This window comes from Rhodococcus sp. NPDC055112, assembly GCF_053607505.1.
In genome coordinates, this window is the sequence record NZ_JBSGTR010000024.1 from 1 (window position 1) to 15594 (window position 15594).

Below are 15594 nucleotides of genomic sequence, written 5' to 3' on the forward strand. Positions count from 1 at the left end.
GGTCCGAGTTGCTCGGACCGGGGTTCGTTCGTCTGTGCGGGGTGAGACCGCGCCTCAGCTGTGGTACGGCTCCGCGCTGACGAGCGTCACCTGCATGGTGTTGCCGTTGGGGAGCGTGTACTTGCGGGTCTCGCCGACCTTCGCCTCGAGCAGCGCGCTGCCCAGCGGGGAGTTGGGGGAGTAGACCTCGAGCTTGTTGTCGCGGGCACCCTCTTCGCGGGTGGCGATCAGGAAGGTCTCGGTGTCGGACTTGTCGCCGTCGTAGTAGACCTTGACCACGGAACCGGGCAGTGCCACACCGGACTGGGTCGGCGCCTCGCCGACCTTCGCGCTGTTGAGCAGCTCCTGGAGCTGGCGGATGCGGGCCTCCTGCTGGCCCTGCTCCTCGCGTGCCGCGTGGTAGCCGCCGTTCTCCTTGAGATCGCCTTCCTCGCGTCGCTCGTTGATCTCGGCCGCGATGACCGGGCGGTTGGCAATGAGCTGGTCGAGTTCGCTCTTGAGCCGGTCGTGTGACTCCTGGGTAAGCCAGGTCACCTGGGTCTCGGTCATGCTCGATCACTCCTCGTAGTCGGAACCCATCCGGGTCCCCTGGGCGGGCCACTGAACTCCAGTGGCCTTCGGCGACGAGAGCGCGCCTACCCCCGGTGGTTGGATCCCCCCGGTTCGCTCAGTCATGTGAGCGGTGCACCCTGCCGCTATGCATCTATACGCAAATGCAGCAATACACGGTTCCAGAGCCGGAACCGTGTACCCGAGGATTCTAGCACGAGCAGGGATTTCTCCATGAAAATCGCGCTTGTGCGGGCACGGGGCGGCCCCGGCGGATCAGCCGGTGGTCAGGTACTCCGGCACGGTTGTCCCGCAGCCGTAGATGTCGGCGATGGCGGGCCGCTGAGACGTTCTGATCAGCGTGGTCACGTCGACGGTGCCGCTGTCCGACGGTCCCAGGTACACCTCGCGGCGGCCGGTCTCGGAGCCGTCCTTCGACCTGGCCCGCACGATGCAGACGGCGGGCTCGGACGGGTCCTCGCGGGTCACGGTGAACCGGATGCTGATCGTCGACTCGTCCACCAGGTTGTACGCGATCGACTGGCCCTCGACGTCGTCGCCGGCGAACTTGTTGTACGCAAAGAAGGCCAGAGCGAGCCCAAGGAGCACCACGCCGATGCTCAGGATGATCGCCACCACCCGGGATCCGCGCAGATCGCGCGTCGGCGTCGGGTAACGGTCGGCGGGAGGCGTCTCGGTCATATCGCTCAGCTCTCGTACAGCGGCACCGGGCCTGCGACGGCCCGGTCGGCGTACCTCGCACGCTGCTGGGGCGGGGCCACGGCTGACGGCGGAAGTACCGGGTGGAACTATAGGGGAAGGACAACGGTGCGTTGTCGGCGGACGTCGGCGTCGGACCACCACGTCGCTACAGGCGAAGCTGAGGTGAAGGAGCACTGTGAGCGGATTGCGTCTCATGGCCGTGCACGCCCATCCCGACGACGAGTCGAGCAAGGGTGCCGCCACCATGGCTCGGTACTCGGCCGAGGGCAACGAGGTCCTGGTGGTGACGCTGACCGGCGGCGAGCGCGGCGACATCCTCAATCCCGCGATGGATGTGCCCGGCGTGCGCGACCGGATCAGCGAGGTGCGCAAGGAGGAGATGGCCGAGGCCGCTCGCATCCTCGGCGTCCAGCAGCTCTGGCTCGGCTTCGTCGACTCGGGGCTGCCCGAGGGTGACCCGCTGCCGCCGCTGCCCGAGGGCTGCTTCGCGCTGGTGCCGCTGGAGGAGTCCGCCGAGGCGCTGGTCAAGGTGATCCGAGAGTTCCGTCCGCACGTCATCACGACCTACGACGAGAACGGCGGATACCCGCACCCCGATCACATCCGCTGCCACGAGGTGTCGATGGCCGCGTTCGAGGCCGCGGGCGACCCCGAGCGGTTCCCCGGGGCGGGGGAGCCGTGGGAGCCGCTCAAGCTCTACTACTCGCACGGCTTCATCCGTAAGCGCCTGCTGCTGTTCCAGGACGAGTACGACCGCCGCGGCGAGGAGTTCCCGATGGCGGAGTGGCTCAAGAAGTGGCGGACCGAGCAGGGCGACCTGATGGCGCGGGTGACCACCCAGATCGTCTGCGGTGACTACTTCCCGCAGCGCGATGACGCCTTGCGTGCGCACGCCACCCAGATCGACCCCAACGGGTCGTTCTTCGCGGTGCCGCTGGATATTCAGCAGAAGATCTGGCCGACCGAGGAGTTCGAGCTCGCGAAGACGAGGGTGCGCACCGCGATCCCGGAGTCCGACCTGTTCGCAGGCATCGACCACGTCGGCTACGGCCACCCTGAGGAGAAGAAGTGATCTTGGCAAGTGCGGCCGGCTGGCTGGCACAGACCCCCAGCAGCCCGGTAGGGCCGGAGTTCGGCAAGGCCTCACCGATCGGCTTCGTCATCATCGTCGCCCTGCTCGTCGGCACGGTGCTGCTCGTCCGCTCGATGAACAAGCAGCTCCGCAAGCTGCCCGACACCTTCGAGCCTGAGCATCCCGAGCTCGACCAGGCCGCGGACGAGGGCACCGATCGGGGCGCGGCGGGCGAGGCGCCGACCGACGAAAAGAACGCCGAACCGCCGACCGGCTCGACGAGCTAGGCAGCGCGCCATGTCGGCCCTGGCCCGAAACACTCTCGGCGGGGCGACGAGTCCCTACCTGCGTCAGCACGCCGACAACCCCGTGCACTGGCAGCAGTGGGGTCAGGAGGCGCTGGAGTGGGCGCGCGTGCGCGACGTGCCGATCCTGCTCTCCGTCGGCTACTCCGCCTGCCATTGGTGTCACGTGATGGCCCACGAGTCCTTCGAGGACGAGGCGACCGCGGCGCTGATGAACGAGAACTTCGTCTGCATCAAGGTGGACCGCGAGGAGCGGCCGGACCTCGACGCGGTCTACATGAACGCGACCGTCGCGATGACCGGCCAGGGCGGCTGGCCGATGACCTGCTTCCTGACCCCCTCGGCCGAGCCGTTCTACTGCGGCACCTACTACCCGACGGTGCCGCGCGGCGGCATGCCGTCCTTCACCCAGCTGCTCGAGGCCATCGCGGACACCTGGCGGGGCAGGCGCGGGGAGGTGGAGGAGGCGTCCGCCGCGATCACGGCACAGCTGACCGCCAACGCCGCCGGGGTTCCCGGGGGACAGGTGGTTCTCGACGTGAACCTGCTGGACGCCGCGATCGTCGCCGCGCTGCGCGACGAGGACAAGGACAGGGGCGGATTCGGGGCGGCCCCGAAGTTCCCGCCGTCCGCGCTGCTGGAGGGGCTGCTGCGCGGTTATGAGCGCAGCGGAGACGCGAAAGTGCTTGCCGCGGTGGAACGTACCGCGGAGGCGATGGCGCGCGGCGGAATCTACGACCAGCTGGGTGGCGGGTTCGCGCGCTACTCGGTGGATGCCGACTGGGTGGTTCCGCACTTCGAGAAGATGCTCTATGACAACGCCCAGCTGTTGCGGGCGTATGCCCACCTGGGGCGGCGGACGGGGTCGGCGCTGGCGATCCGGGTGGCCGAGGAGACGGTCGAGTTCCTGCTGCGGGACCTGCGCACCGACTCCGGCTGTTTCGCCTCGGCACTGGACGCCGACACCGACGGCATCGAGGGCCTGACCTACGCGTGGACCCCGGACGAGCTGCTCTCGGTCCTGGGCTTCGAGGACGGTGTGTGGGCCGCCGGGCTGCTCGCCGTGAGTTCCGCGGGCACCTTCGAGGCGGGCACCTCGGTGCTGCAGCTGCCCGCGGATCCCGAGGACCCCGCGCGCTGGGACTCGGTGCGGTCGAGGCTGTTCGAGGCGCGGTCGAGTCGCCCGCAGCCGGGGCGTGACGACAAGGTCGTCACCGCCTGGAACGGTCTCGTGGTCACGGCGCTGGCCGAGGCGGGGGCCGGTCTCGGCCGCCCCGACTGGGTCGAGGCCGCGGCACACTGCGCGAGGACGCTCCTCGGCGAACATCTGGTCGACGGGCGACTGCGCCGGGCCTCGCTCGACGGGGTGGTCGGTGACGCGGCCGCGGTGCTCGACGATCACGGTGCGCTGGCGGTCGGTCTGCTTGCCCTGCACCAGGCGACCGGCGACCTCGAATGGCTCACCCGCGCAGAGGAACTCATCGACCTCGCGATCGCGCATTTTGCCGATCCCGAGGAACCGGGCAGCTGGTTCGACACCGCCGACGACGCCGAGGCCCTGATCACCCGGCCGCGCGACCCCTTCGACGGGGCGACGCCGTCGGGGGCGTCCACGATGGCGGAGGCGTTGCTGGCCGCAGCGGCGCTTGCCGGTCCCGAGCGATCCGCTCGGTACGCCGCGGCGGCCGCGGACACCCTGGACCGCGGGGCGCTGTTGCTCGCCAGGGCGGCCAGGTCCGCGGGGCACTGGCTGGCCGTGGCCGAGGCCTCGGTGCGTGGACCGATCCAGGTGGCGGTGTCGATGACCGGCACCGGCTCCGACCTGCTGGACGCGGCCCGTCGCGAGGCGCCGGGTGGCGCGGTGGTGATCGGCGGTGCACCGGACACGTCACCGCTGCTCGTCGACCGCCCACTGGTCGACGGCGAACCGGCCGCCTACGTGTGTCGAGGGTTCGTCTGTGACCGGCCTGCGACCGGCATCGACGAACTGAGGGCCGCTCTGGCGCGGTAGCAACGCGGCGCTCGACGGGTCGCTGCGCTCGCCGCCAGGGAGCGGGTGGATGTCTTCGATGACACGGTCGCCAGTCGGTGCGGTCTCCCCGCACCCGTACCCCTATTGACAACAGTGCCTTGTTGATTCGTCGCGAATCTGTTGTTTCAGTTCCGCTGCCAACCGCTCTAGTGTCGATTCACGTGGACCCCGGTGTGGGTGTCCATCTCGTGCGCGGTCACCACGTTGAGGGCCTGGCGTTCGTGTGCAGGCCACTGTCGGTGGCCGTACGCTGCGCGACCTCCGCGCGTCGAGAAGGCGACCGAACGCGGGGTTGGGGGACGGTTCTGGCAGGACCGATGGAGTGCACATTCGGCCGCATTGATGTCCGCCGGCAGGCTCGAGAGTGGTCTGGTCAGGGGGCACCAGGGAGGCTCGTATCCGGTCGGCTGCAGGGTCCGTCGCGCCCCGCGGTGACGCGGGCGGACTCGGTTCACTGGGCGGTCTCGACTCCAGTGGGGCGCAGGTGCGGATTCGGTGTCCTGGCGGTCGGCCAGTGCGACATCTGTACCAGCGCAACCCCGGTCGACCGGCTAGGAAACAGGCCCCGATGGTTCCGGGATGATTAGGGGATATCGCATGACCAACGCAATGGCTGCCGGTGCTCGCACCGATCTGGTTCGGCCGGCCATCAGACCACCCGTTGGGCTCGGCGACATCGAGGGGTGGCGTGCAGGGGCCCAGTGCGCCCGGTCGGAACCAGACGAATTCTTTCCAGACCGCTGTCGGCAGGAAAATGTCCGCGCTGCCAAGGAAGTCTGCCAGAGCTGTCCGGTCGTGGCCGAATGCCTCGAATATGCCCTCGGCGCCGCCGAGCCGTTCGGAGTGTGGGGCGGAAAGACCCCGAAGGAACGGCGCCGCATGCGTTCCGGCCGCCCAATCCCTGGAGCGGCCGGTGATTGAACAAAACGTCCCCGGCCGCCTCCGGTAATCGGATGGGACCATTCGGTTTGTAGCGCGTGGATTGTGAGCTGCGGACCACGCGATTCAGTTGGTCACGAACTCTCCCAACGGTTCTGACTGACACTCCATGAATCTCCATGCACCCGATCGAGTTCGGCGGCAATAGCCAGACACAGTGCATCCGCCCGCGACGACGACCCGGCCTCGGTCAACACGGTCCGCACGCAACCGCGTGGCCGGGCGAACACGTATCTGCCATGTACCAGCGGCCCCAGATGGGGTGCACCGTGCTGGGCACCCGATGAAGGATGAGAATGCGAACTGCGACTCCACGATCCAGGACTCACGCGATCGGTGCCGGCATCGCCGTGTCTGCCGCCGCTGCGGCTGTCCTCGCCGCGGCGCCGGCCGCCAGCGCGGGCCCGATCGTCTACCCGGCCTCGCTCCAGGACGCCTTCTACGGAACACCCGCCGACATCGCGGACCGGCAGCCGGGCGACGTACTCGCCGCGAGGTCGGTGCCCGCGCCTCTCGGGTTCATCGATACCGACGCGGTGCAGCTCAAGTTCCGGTCGACCAGCTCGGAAGGCAAGCCCATCTCGGCGGTGACCACAGTGTTCTCGCCGCGGAATGCCGCACTAGGGCGCCCGCTGCTGTCCTATCAGCAGATCATCAACGCACTCGGGCTCGGGTGCGCGCCGTCGACGGCGATGTACACCGACGATCCGGAACCCGCGATTCGAGCGACGCCCGCGTTGAACGTCGCCATCCAGAAGGGTTGGTCGGTGGCCGTCCCCGATCACCTCGGGCCCAACAGCGCGTACGGTGCGGCGAAGGTCGGTGGGCAGATCACCCTCGACGGGATCCGGGCGGCCCAGCGGTACGCCGCGCTCGGGCTGGCCGAGAGCCCGGTCGGTCTGGCCGGTTACTCCGGCGGTGGCATGGCGACCGCGATGGCCGCCGCGATCGCCCCGACCTACGCGCCGGAGCTCAAGCTCGCCGGCAGTGCCTACGGCGGTGCCCCGATGAACATCGACAAGATGGCCAAGGCCCTCGGTGAGCAGAGACATCCCGTGTTCGGGCTCGCGATGGCCGCCGCGCTCGGCCTCGAGCGCGAGTACCCGGACCGGATGCCGGTCACCAGCCAGCTCAACCAGGTTGGCCGGGACCTGCGGGACCGCATCGCGAACGCGTGCACCAACGAGATCATTCTCTCCGGCGCCGGTCGATCCATGGCAGACGTCGCCGACCCTGCGGTCGGACGTGCGCTGCTCGACAGCCCGCCGGTGCAGGCGGTGCTCGCCGAGAACAGCGTCGAGAACGTTGCCTCCGTCCCGAACGCGCCTGTGTACGAGTGGCATTCCGGGACCGACGTGCTGATCCCGGTCGACTCGATCACCAAGACGATGCGCCGCTATTGCGACGCGGGTGTGCCCGTTCAGTCTGAGGTGGTCTCGAGCCCGGATCACCTCTCGGCCGCGGCGATCGGTCTCCCCGGCGCGTGGAAGTTTCTCGAGGACCGCTTCGCGGGCATCGCGCCGATCTCGAGGGGCTGCTGACGTGAGAATGGAGCGAATCGCGTGGCGCACACACGCCCCGGTCTCGCCCGCACCGCGATGCTCAGTTGACGACGACGAGCCACACCGCGATGTAATGGCACAGTGCCGCGATCACGGTGCCCGCATGGAAAAACTCGTGGTGGCCGAAGGTGGTGGGCCAGGGGTTGGGCCACTTGGTGGCGTAGAGGATCGCCCCGACGCTGTAGAGCACCCCGCCGACCGCGAGCAGGATCAGCGGCAGCCAGCCGACCTGGTCGACCAGTTGTCCGGCGACCGGCACGATCGCCCAGCCGAGGATCAGGTAGAGCGGGACGCCGACCCAGCGGGGGGCGGTGGGCCACAGCATCTTCAGCGCAACCCCGGCCAGCGCGCCCGCCCACACCACGGCCAGCAGCGTCCGGCCGGTCGCGGGCGGCAGAGCGAGCAACGCGAACGGCGTGTAGCTGCCCGCGATGAACAGGAAGATCATCGAGTGGTCGGCGCGCTTCATCCAGATCCGGCCGCGCGCGGTCGCCCAGTGCACCCGGTGGTACGTGGCACTCACGCCGAACACCCCGCACACCGTCACGGAGTAGATCGCGGTCGCGACGGCGGCCCGGCCGGATTCCTGGGCGGCGGCGGCGACGAGCACGGCGCACGCGATCACCGCGACCACGAATGCCCACAGGTGGATCCAGCCCCGCATCCGCGGCTTCACCGGGGGCGCTGCGAGGTCGAGTTCGGACATTGCTGCTCCCGGGCGGTCGTGAACCTACGGTTGCGTAGGTTTGGGCGTCGGTGGCCACTGTAGCGGCCGCCGGCGCCGCCGGAAACGGGGTGAGACGACGATTACAGCGGCGGCCGTCGGGGCCTCACCGGAGCCGCGTAATGTGGGCTCTCGTGGTGATGTCCAGGTGAAGGTCCCGAACCTGCTGTACAGCATCTACGAGCGACGCCTGCGCCGTCAGCTCGAGGGGCTCCAGCACCCGCGACACGTCGCGGTGATGTGTGATGGCAACCGTCGATGGGCCAGGGAGAACGGTTTCACCGACGTCAGCCACGGTCATCGGATGGGTGCGCTGAAGATCGCCGAGATGCTCGGCTGGTGCGATCAGGCGGGCATCGAGATGGCCACCATCTACCTGCTCTCCACCGAGAACCTGCGGCGCGAACCGGAGGAGCTCGACACCCTCCTCGAGATCATCACCGATGTGGTGGAGGAGATCTCGGGTCCCGGGCAGAACTGGAGCGTCAAGATAGTCGGCACCCTCGACCTACTTCCTGAGGAGCAGGCGCGGCGCTTGCGCGAGGCCGCCGAGCGCACCGCGGGTCGCACGGGCACGCACGTCAACGTCGCCGTCGGCTACGGCGGCAGGCAGGAGATCGCCGACGCCGTGCAGTCGCTGCTACGCGAGAAGCTCGACGAGGGGTTGTCCGGGGACGCACTGGTCGGGGCGATGTCCGTGAAGGGCATCGACGGCCACCTCTACACCTCCGGGCAGCCGGACCCGGATCTGGTGATCCGCACCTCGGGGGAGCAGCGACTGTCTGGCTTCCTGCTGTGGCAGAGCGCGTACTCCGAGATCTGGTTCACCGAGGCGTACTGGCCGGAGTTCCGGCACGTCGACTTCCTGCGCGCGCTTCGTGACTACGCGGCCCGGCACCGTCGATTCGGCGCATAGGCGCTTCGCGCCCGTGCGCGGTTGACGAGTCCTGAGACTCGTCGATCACGCACGGGCGGCGTAGCCGCCTACAGCTTGCGCAGCCGCAGCCGGTTGATGGAGTGGTCGGCGTCCTTGCGCAGCACCAGCGTGGCGCGCGGGCGGGTCGGCAGGATGTTCTCCACCAGGTTCGGCCGGTTGATCGAGTTCCAGATGTCGTCCGCGGCCAGGGTGGCGTGCTCGTCGGAGAGCCCGGAGTAGTGGTGGAAGTGCGACGTCGGGTCCGCGAACGACGTCTTGCGCAGCGCCAGGAAGCGCTTGATGTACCAACGCTCGATGTCCTCGATCCGCGCGTCGACGTAGATGGAGAAGTCGAACAGGTCCGAGACCATCAGCCGCGGTCCGGTCTGCAGGACGTTGAGGCCCTCGATGATCAGGATGTCGGGCTGGCGCACCAGGTGGTACTGGCCGGGCAGGACATCGTACGAGACGTGTGAGTACACCGGGGCCGCGACCTCTTCCGCGCCGGACTTGACCTCGGTGACGAAGCGCAGCAGCTTGCGGCGGTCGTAGCTCTCGGGAAAACCCTTGCGGTGCATGAGGCCCCGACGCGTCAGCTCGGCCGTCGAGTACAGGAAGCCGTCGGTGGTGACCAGATCGACGCGCGGGTGGTGATCCCAGCGTGCGAGCAGGGCCTGCAGCACGCGGGCGGTGGTGGACTTGCCCACCGCGACACTGCCCGCCACGCCGATCACGAAGGGCACCTGCCGATCCGGGTGCTTCTCGCCGAGGAACGTCGCGGTGGCGGCGAACAGGCGCTGCCGCGCGGCCACCTGGAGGTGGATGAGCCTGGAGAGCGGCAGGTAGACCTCGGCGACCTCGTCGAGGTCGATCTGTTCGCCGAGGCCGCGCAGGCCGAGGAGTTCTTCCTCGGTGAGCACGAGCGGTGTCGACTTACGCAGGGTTCGCCATTGCTTGCGGTCGAACTCGACGTAGGGGCTGCTCTCGCTCACTCGTGCCATGCGCGCACCTGGATCTCGCTCTGCATAGTCGGATTGTGCTCGACACCACCGTGCGCGGCGGCGGCGGGTCGGACAACTCGCCGGTGGTTAGGGTGGACGACCATGGACCCCGTCGCACTCGTCCGCGAATACCTGCTGCTCGGGCTCGGTTTCGACCGGTTGGAGGAGGGCTTCGTCGACGCCTTCACCGGCGACCAGGCGCTGCGCAGGCAGGTGGAGAACGCGCCGCCACCCGATCCGCGCCTGCTCGCGCGCCGCGCCGCGGAATTGCGGGGCGAGGTGGCCGGTTCCGGGTTGCCCGCCGAACGGGCCGCGTTCCTCGACGTGCACCTGCGCGCGCTGGAGTGCTCCGCGCGGAAGTTCGCCGGCGAGCAGATCGGTTTCGTCGACGAGGTACAGGCCTACTTCGACGTGCGCATCGAGCCGGGCTCCGAGGACGAGTACCGGGCGGCGCACCGCGCGATGGACGAGGTGCTGGCAGGTGATGCCGCGCGCCCGCTGGCCGAGCGGCTGCAGGCGCACCGCGCCGCCGACGAGATCCCGCCCGAACGGCTGCCGGAGTGCGTCGAGGCCTTCTCCAGCGCGCTGCGCGACCGGGTGCGGGCGGAGTACGCGCTGCCCGAGACCGAGCGGGTCGAGTACGAGGTGGTCGGGGACAAGCCCTGGTCCGGGTTCAACTACTACCTCGGTGACTACCGGTCGAAGGTGGCGATCAACTCCGATCTCAAGCAGCACATGGCGAACCTGCCGCACCTGATCGCCCACGAGTCGTATCCCGGCCACCACACCGAGCACTGCCGCAAGGAGTCGGGGCTGGTCGGGGCCGGGCAGGCGGAGCAGACCCTGTTCCTGGTCAACACGCCACAGTGCCTGATGGCGGAGGGGCTGGCGGACCACGCGCTCGGCTCGATCGTCGGGTGGAGTGGAGCCGGCGGAACTCCCATGGGCTCTGGCTGGGGGTCGTGGGCCCAGGAGATCTACGCGGACCTGGGGCTGCGCTTCGACGGCGAACGCGCGGAGCGGCTGGCGAACGCGTCGGCCTCGCTGCTCGGGGTCCGGCAGGACGCGGCGCTGCTGCTGCACGACCGCGGCCGCAGCCAGGACGACGTCGCCGCGTTCCTGCAGCGGTGGACCCTGTCCACCCCGGAGCGGGCCCGGCAGACGCTGCGATTCCTGTCCGACCCGCTGTGGCGCGCCTACATCAGCACCTACGTCGAGGGCTACCGGCTGCTCGGGAGCTGGCTCGATCGCGGCGCCGACGCCGCGGGCCGATCCGAGTTGTTCCGGCGCTTGCTGGACGAGCCGCTGATCCCGTCTGCGCTGCGCTGACAGCCATTGCCTAGACTGAGCGTGCCCCTGCCGTAGCTCCCGCTTGGAGATTCCTCGATGACCGCTGTGCCCAGCACCGACGTCAACAATGCCTCGCTCGCCGAACTCGATCCCGAGGTCGCGGCCGCGATGAACGGCGAGCTGGCCCGTCAGCGCGACACCCTCGAGATGATCGCGTCCGAGAACTTCGTGCCGCGCGCGGTGCTGCAGGCCCAGGGCAGCGTGCTGACCAACAAGTACGCCGAGGGCTACCCGGGCCGTCGCTACTACGGCGGCTGCGAGCACGTCGACGTCATCGAGGACCTGGCGCGCAACCGCGCCAAGGAGCTCTTCGGTGCCGAGTTCGCGAACGTCCAGCCGCACTCCGGCGCGCAGGCGAACGCCGCGGTGCTGATGGCGCTGATGAACCCGGGCGAGAAGCTGCTCGGCCTCGACCTGGCGCACGGTGGCCACCTGACGCACGGGATGAAGCTCAACTTCTCCGGCAAGCTCTACGACGTGGCGTCCTACGGGGTCAGCAAGGAAGACCACCGCATCGACATGGACGAGGTCCGCAAGATCGCGGTGGCCGAGAAGCCGAAGGTGATCGTCGCCGGCTGGTCCGCGTACCCGCGGCACGAGGACTTCGCCGAGTTCCGGTCCATCGCGGACGAGGTCGGCGCCTACCTGTGGGTCGACATGGCGCACTTCGCCGGGCTCGTCGCGGCCGGCCTGCACCCGTCGCCGGTGCCCTACGCGGACGTCGTGTCCACCACCGTGCACAAGACCCTCGGCGGCCCGCGCTCCGGACTGATCCTGGCCAAGCAGGAGTGGGCCAAGAAGATCAACTCCGCGGTGTTCCCCGGCCAGCAGGGCGGGCCGCTCATGCACGCCATCGCCGCGAAGGCCGTCTCGCTCAAGATCGCGGGCACCGAGGAGTTCAAGGACCGCCAGGCGCGCACCCTGTCCGGCGCCCGGATCCTGGCCGAGCGCCTCACCGCCGCCGACGTCGCGGACAAGGGCATCTCCGTGCTCACCGGCGGCACCGACGTGCACCTGGTCCTGGTGGACCTGCGCAACTCGGCGCTGGACGGCCAGCAGGGCGAGGATCTGCTGCACGAGGTCGGCATCACCGTCAACCGCAACGCGGTCCCCTTCGACCCGCGTCCGCCGATGGTCACCTCCGGCCTGCGCATCGGCACCGCCGCGCTGGCGACCCGCGGGTTCGGCGACGCCGAGTTCACCGAGGTCGCGGACATCATCGCGACCGCGCTGGCACAGGGCTCGGACACCGATTTCGCCGCGCTGCGCGCCAGGGTCTCGAAGCTGGCCCTTGATCTGCCGCTGTACGAGGGCCTCGAGGACTGGGGTCTGCTCTCCAAGTCGGTCTAAGGGGTGTTCACCTATGGCGGGCCGTACTGGGCGGCACATGGATTGGATAGGTTGACCAGTTGGTGATCACACTTAACGGGGGCTCCTGATCACACCAGTAGGGAGTGGGTCGCATGCCGAGGTGACTGGATCGCGATCGAGCCTGTGCGCTGATAGAACGGTCTCAGGTGGCGGTGCTCGTGTAGACGGAGATGCGCATTTCGTCGTCCGGTATGTGCAGGGACTCGAAGTTGTACGCGACGGCGCCGAGATCGGGGTGGTACCGACATGTCCGACGACGAAGGGGAGCGCCTCGAGCGACGTCATCAGGCGCGTCAGGGTGCGGTGCCCGAACAACCCCGTCTCGATGCGCGCACCGCACAGAGGACTGTCGCCACGTGTGCGCTTGGGGATCGTTGACCGCTCCAAGGCGCGATTTGGCGAGGGCGATGGACGTGTATTGCGACCCGCGATCGTGATGATGAATCAGCCCGGAATTGGCCGTCGATGCCCTCGCGCTGCCGGGTCTAGATCGCACCAGGTCCACCGCGCTCGGCGTGGAAACAAGTCGACCCTGCCAGATCGGTGAGGCGGCCGGTTTCGCCAGGGGCGCGGTGTTGACCTCGCCGCAAACGTCTTGTCGGACAGGGTTCGGTCAGAGCTGCCTGTTCTGTTGTGTGTTCTCGGCGGTCCAGGCCGCGATCTGTGTCCGCGAGGTGAACCCGAGCTTGGACAGGATGTGTTCGACGTGGCCCTGGGCGGTGCGGGGCGAGATCACCAGCATCGAGGCGATCACCTTGTTCGAATGGCCGGCGGCGACGAGGTTGGCCACCTCGGTTTCGCGCCGGGTCAGCACGGAGGCGACCGCAGTGGTCCGCGGCTGGTCGGTCGGGCCCTCCCCGAGTGCGTATCCGACGGACTCGTCGAGGTTCATGGCGGCACCTGTGCGGAATGCCTCTTCGTAGCCGCGGGTCCCGAGCGCCTCACGAGTGGATTGCTCGCATATGTCGTGGTAGTCGAGCAGGTACGGGAGGGTCACCGAGGCGCTTCCCACCTTCCGTGAGAGCGTCTCGGCGGCACCCATCAGGACGGCGGCACGCGTCGGATTGCCTTCGCGGATCGCGATCCAGGCCAACAACTCCAAGCACCAGTCTGTCAGGACTTGGACATTGATCTGTCGGATCAGTCGTAATGCCTGTTCCGACAGGGTGACTGCCCGATCGGCGTCTCCCACGCGAAGCGTTGTCACGCCGAGAGCCCACAACGAGTAGGCCCTGTAGAAGCACTCGCCCTGCGGGGTGGTGATCGCAAGCACCCGTTCGTGACAGGCGATGGCCGTCTCCTCGTCCCCCAGTAGTCCGCTCACGAGCGCTAGGGAGGGGAGGACGCCCAACAGTAGTGCGGTCTGGCGCCAGGACTGGCTGGGGCTGGGATCGCTCGTAAGTGCGGTCTGGAACGGTTCTACCGCACCAGCGAGGTCGCCGCTGAACACAGCCAGATAGCCGCTCGCGTAGTTCCCGATCTCGAGCGACTCCGCGTCCCCCAGCTGCTCCGCGAGCGCGCGGCATTGTGTGGCCCTCACCTTGGCCTCGACGAGTTCGGCCTGCATTCCTGCCGCCACGCTGTCGAAGTACAACATCAACACACGTTCCTCTGCCCGCGCAGTGTGCGAGCTCGTCAGGGCGCGGTCCATCCAATGCCTGGCTTCCCCCACCAGACCCAGACATGTCCAGAACACGAACAGGGCGTTGACGATACGCATGGCGACATCCGAATCGATCTCGACGACCGCCTGAGTCAGGCTGAACGCCAGCGCCTCCCGCAGGTTCGGCTGTTCCCTATCGATTCGGGCGATCCAGCCCGCCTGCTCAGGACTGACCCACTCGGAGGCGGCCCGCTCAACCAGCCGTTCGTACCACGCGAAGTGCCGCCGCTGAGCCGTCGACAGATCGCCGGATTCACGCAGCTTCTCCAGGCCGTAGTCGCGGATCGTCTCGGCCATGCCGAATCGCACCACCGCCCCGCACTCCTCGCGGACCAGGATCGACTTGTCCACTAGTGAGGCCACTACGTTCAGAACGCCGTCGGCGACCAGTTCCTCGGGGCAGATGCTCTCGGCCGCATCCAGCTCAAAACCACCCACGAACACCGACAGCCACGCCCACAGCCTCTGCTCCCGGGCCTCACACAGCTCGTAACTCCAGTCCACACACGACCGCAACGTCTGCTGCCGGGTCGGCGCGACCCGCGACCCGCGGGTCAGCAACTGATACCGGTCGGTCAACCGGTGCAGGATCTGCTCGGCGGACATCGCCCGGATCCGCACCGCCGCCAGCTCGATCGCCAACGGGAGCCCGTCCAGCCTGTCGCAGATTCCTGCCACTGCAGCGCAATTGCCCTCGGTGAGCGCAAAGTCGGGCACAGCCGCGGCAGCCCGTGCGACGAACAACGCCACCGACTCGTACTGGGGCATCGCCTCGAGCGGCGGGCTCTGCTGGGGGTCCGGCACCGTCAACGGCGGCACCCGCAGTACCCGCTCCGCGTCCACCCCGAAGAGCTCGCGGCTCGTGGCCAGGATCCGCAGCTCCGGACACGCCCGCAACAGCGCCTGCACCAACTCCGGGACAGCACCCAGCAGGTGCTCGCAGTTGTCCAGGACCAACAGCGTCTGGCGGGTGGAGAGATGATCGACCAACAGACGCGACGACGAACGTCCCGGCTGATCACGCAGCCCGAGTGTGGCGGCAATTGTCTCCGCCAACAGGGCGGGATCGTGCAGTTCGCCGAGCGCGACAAACCACACCCCGTCGGCGAAGACCCGCCGCGAATCCTCCGCGACCCGCAACGCCAGCCGGGTCTTGCCGACCCCGCCGATCCCGGCCAGCGTCACCAACCTCGAGCTCGCCAGCAACCGCCTCACCTCGGCCACCTCGTGGCGCCGACCGACAAAACTGGTCAACTCCGCCGGCAGGTTCCCGGGCCGCTGCTTCACCGAGGTCGTCATCGAACGTCCTCTCATTGCTGCCAAGTCTGTAGCGCTCCATGCTACCCGCGGCCGTGTTTCCGCATTTCCGTTGCCGGTCAGGGCGGGT

The 15594-nt window shown here is 68.5% G+C and carries 13 protein-coding genes; 8 read left to right on the forward strand and 5 right to left on the reverse strand.

The window, feature by feature from the left end; all coding sequences use genetic code 11:
- Positions 1-54: 54 nt before the first annotated feature.
- Complete coding sequence (greA, locus tag ACWFRB_RS13205; RefSeq protein WP_077042557.1) at positions 55-549, reverse strand: transcription elongation factor GreA; 495 nt, start codon at positions 547-549, stop codon at positions 55-57.
- Positions 550-825: 276 nt separating this feature from the next.
- On the reverse strand, positions 826-1251 hold the full coding sequence (locus ACWFRB_RS13210) for a DUF4307 domain-containing protein (protein WP_072749530.1): 426 nt from the start codon (positions 1249-1251) through the stop codon (positions 826-828).
- Between the two features lie 196 nt (positions 1252-1447).
- Between ACWFRB_RS13210 and mca the strand changes: the two genes are divergently transcribed.
- The 5 genes from mca (at position 1448) to ACWFRB_RS13235 (ending at position 7161) form a co-directional block, all read left to right on the forward strand.
- The gene (gene mca / locus ACWFRB_RS13215; protein WP_452641546.1) at positions 1448-2344 is read left to right on the forward strand and encodes a mycothiol conjugate amidase Mca; all 897 of its coding nucleotides are present in this window, start codon (positions 1448-1450) and stop codon (positions 2342-2344) included.
- Positions 2341-2631: a hypothetical protein gene (locus tag ACWFRB_RS13220; RefSeq protein WP_452641547.1), complete on the forward strand. Its 291-nt coding sequence runs from the start codon at positions 2341-2343 to the stop codon at positions 2629-2631. Before mca ends, ACWFRB_RS13220 begins: the two co-directional genes overlap by 4 nt.
- 10 nt (positions 2632-2641) lie before the next feature.
- A complete protein-coding gene (locus ACWFRB_RS13225; RefSeq protein ID WP_452641548.1) occupies positions 2642-4660 on the forward strand; it encodes a thioredoxin domain-containing protein in 2019 nt (672 codons plus the stop codon).
- A 630-nt stretch (positions 4661-5290) separates the two neighbouring features.
- Complete coding sequence (locus ACWFRB_RS13230; RefSeq protein ID WP_452641625.1) at positions 5291-5602, forward strand: WhiB family transcriptional regulator; 312 nt, start codon at positions 5291-5293, stop codon at positions 5600-5602.
- Between the two features lie 314 nt (positions 5603-5916).
- On the forward strand, positions 5917-7161 hold the full coding sequence (locus ACWFRB_RS13235) for a lipase family protein (protein WP_452641550.1): 1245 nt from the start codon (positions 5917-5919) through the stop codon (positions 7159-7161).
- A gap of 61 nt (positions 7162-7222) precedes the next feature.
- Here ACWFRB_RS13235 and trhA read toward each other — a convergent pair whose 3' ends face one another.
- Positions 7223-7888, reverse strand: a complete 666-nt coding sequence (gene trhA / locus ACWFRB_RS13240; RefSeq protein WP_452641551.1) for a PAQR family membrane homeostasis protein TrhA — start codon at positions 7886-7888, stop codon at positions 7223-7225.
- 166 nt (positions 7889-8054) lie between these two features.
- Between trhA and ACWFRB_RS13245 the strand changes: the two genes are divergently transcribed.
- Positions 8055-8822, forward strand: coding sequence for an isoprenyl transferase (locus ACWFRB_RS13245; protein ID WP_452641552.1), 768 nt, complete (start codon positions 8055-8057; stop codon positions 8820-8822).
- 68 nt (positions 8823-8890) lie between these two features.
- Here the strand turns inward: ACWFRB_RS13245 and coaA are convergent, their stop codons facing one another.
- Positions 8891-9823, reverse strand: a complete 933-nt coding sequence (coaA, locus tag ACWFRB_RS13250) for a type I pantothenate kinase (protein ID WP_072749537.1) — start codon at positions 9821-9823, stop codon at positions 8891-8893.
- A 102-nt stretch (positions 9824-9925) separates the two neighbouring features.
- On the opposite strand from coaA, the gene ACWFRB_RS13255 reads away from it, so the two are divergent.
- Both ACWFRB_RS13255 and glyA read left to right on the forward strand, forming a co-directional pair.
- Complete coding sequence (locus ACWFRB_RS13255) at positions 9926-11152, forward strand: DUF885 domain-containing protein (protein WP_452641553.1); 1227 nt, start codon at positions 9926-9928, stop codon at positions 11150-11152.
- 57 nt (positions 11153-11209) lie between these two features.
- Positions 11210-12523 (forward strand): serine hydroxymethyltransferase, encoded by a 1314-nt coding sequence (glyA, locus tag ACWFRB_RS13260; protein ID WP_452641555.1) that lies wholly within the window; start codon positions 11210-11212, stop codon positions 12521-12523.
- A gap of 634 nt (positions 12524-13157) precedes the next feature.
- Here glyA and ACWFRB_RS13265 read toward each other — a convergent pair.
- A complete protein-coding gene (locus ACWFRB_RS13265; RefSeq protein WP_452641557.1) occupies positions 13158-15506 on the reverse strand; it encodes an ATP-binding protein in 2349 nt (782 codons plus the stop codon).
- Positions 15507-15594 lie beyond the last annotated feature (88 nt).

What these genes read in the sequence shown, in the direction of transcription:
- ACWFRB_RS13265 (WP_452641557.1), bottom strand. Translation starts at nt 15,506, where the DNA reads ATGACGACCTCGGTGAAGCAGCGGCCCGGGAACCTGCCGGCGGAGTTG.
- ACWFRB_RS13225 (WP_452641548.1), top strand. Translation starts at nt 2,642, where the DNA reads ATGTCGGCCCTGGCCCGAAACACTCTCGGCGGGGCGACGAGTCCCTAC.
- trhA (WP_452641551.1), bottom strand. Translation starts at nt 7,888, where the DNA reads ATGTCCGAACTCGACCTCGCAGCGCCCCCGGTGAAGCCGCGGATGCGG.
- glyA (WP_452641555.1), top strand. Translation starts at nt 11,210, where the DNA reads ATGACCGCTGTGCCCAGCACCGACGTCAACAATGCCTCGCTCGCCGAA.
- greA (WP_077042557.1), bottom strand. Translation starts at nt 549, where the DNA reads ATGACCGAGACCCAGGTGACCTGGCTTACCCAGGAGTCACACGACCGG.
- coaA (WP_072749537.1), bottom strand. Translation starts at nt 9,823, where the DNA reads ATGGCACGAGTGAGCGAGAGCAGCCCCTACGTCGAGTTCGACCGCAAG.
- ACWFRB_RS13235 (WP_452641550.1), top strand. Translation starts at nt 5,917, where the DNA reads ATGCGAACTGCGACTCCACGATCCAGGACTCACGCGATCGGTGCCGGC.
- ACWFRB_RS13210 (WP_072749530.1), bottom strand. Translation starts at nt 1,251, where the DNA reads ATGACCGAGACGCCTCCCGCCGACCGTTACCCGACGCCGACGCGCGAT.
- ACWFRB_RS13230 (WP_452641625.1), top strand. Translation starts at nt 5,291, where the DNA reads ATGGCTGCCGGTGCTCGCACCGATCTGGTTCGGCCGGCCATCAGACCA.
- ACWFRB_RS13255 (WP_452641553.1), top strand. Translation starts at nt 9,926, where the DNA reads ATGGACCCCGTCGCACTCGTCCGCGAATACCTGCTGCTCGGGCTCGGT.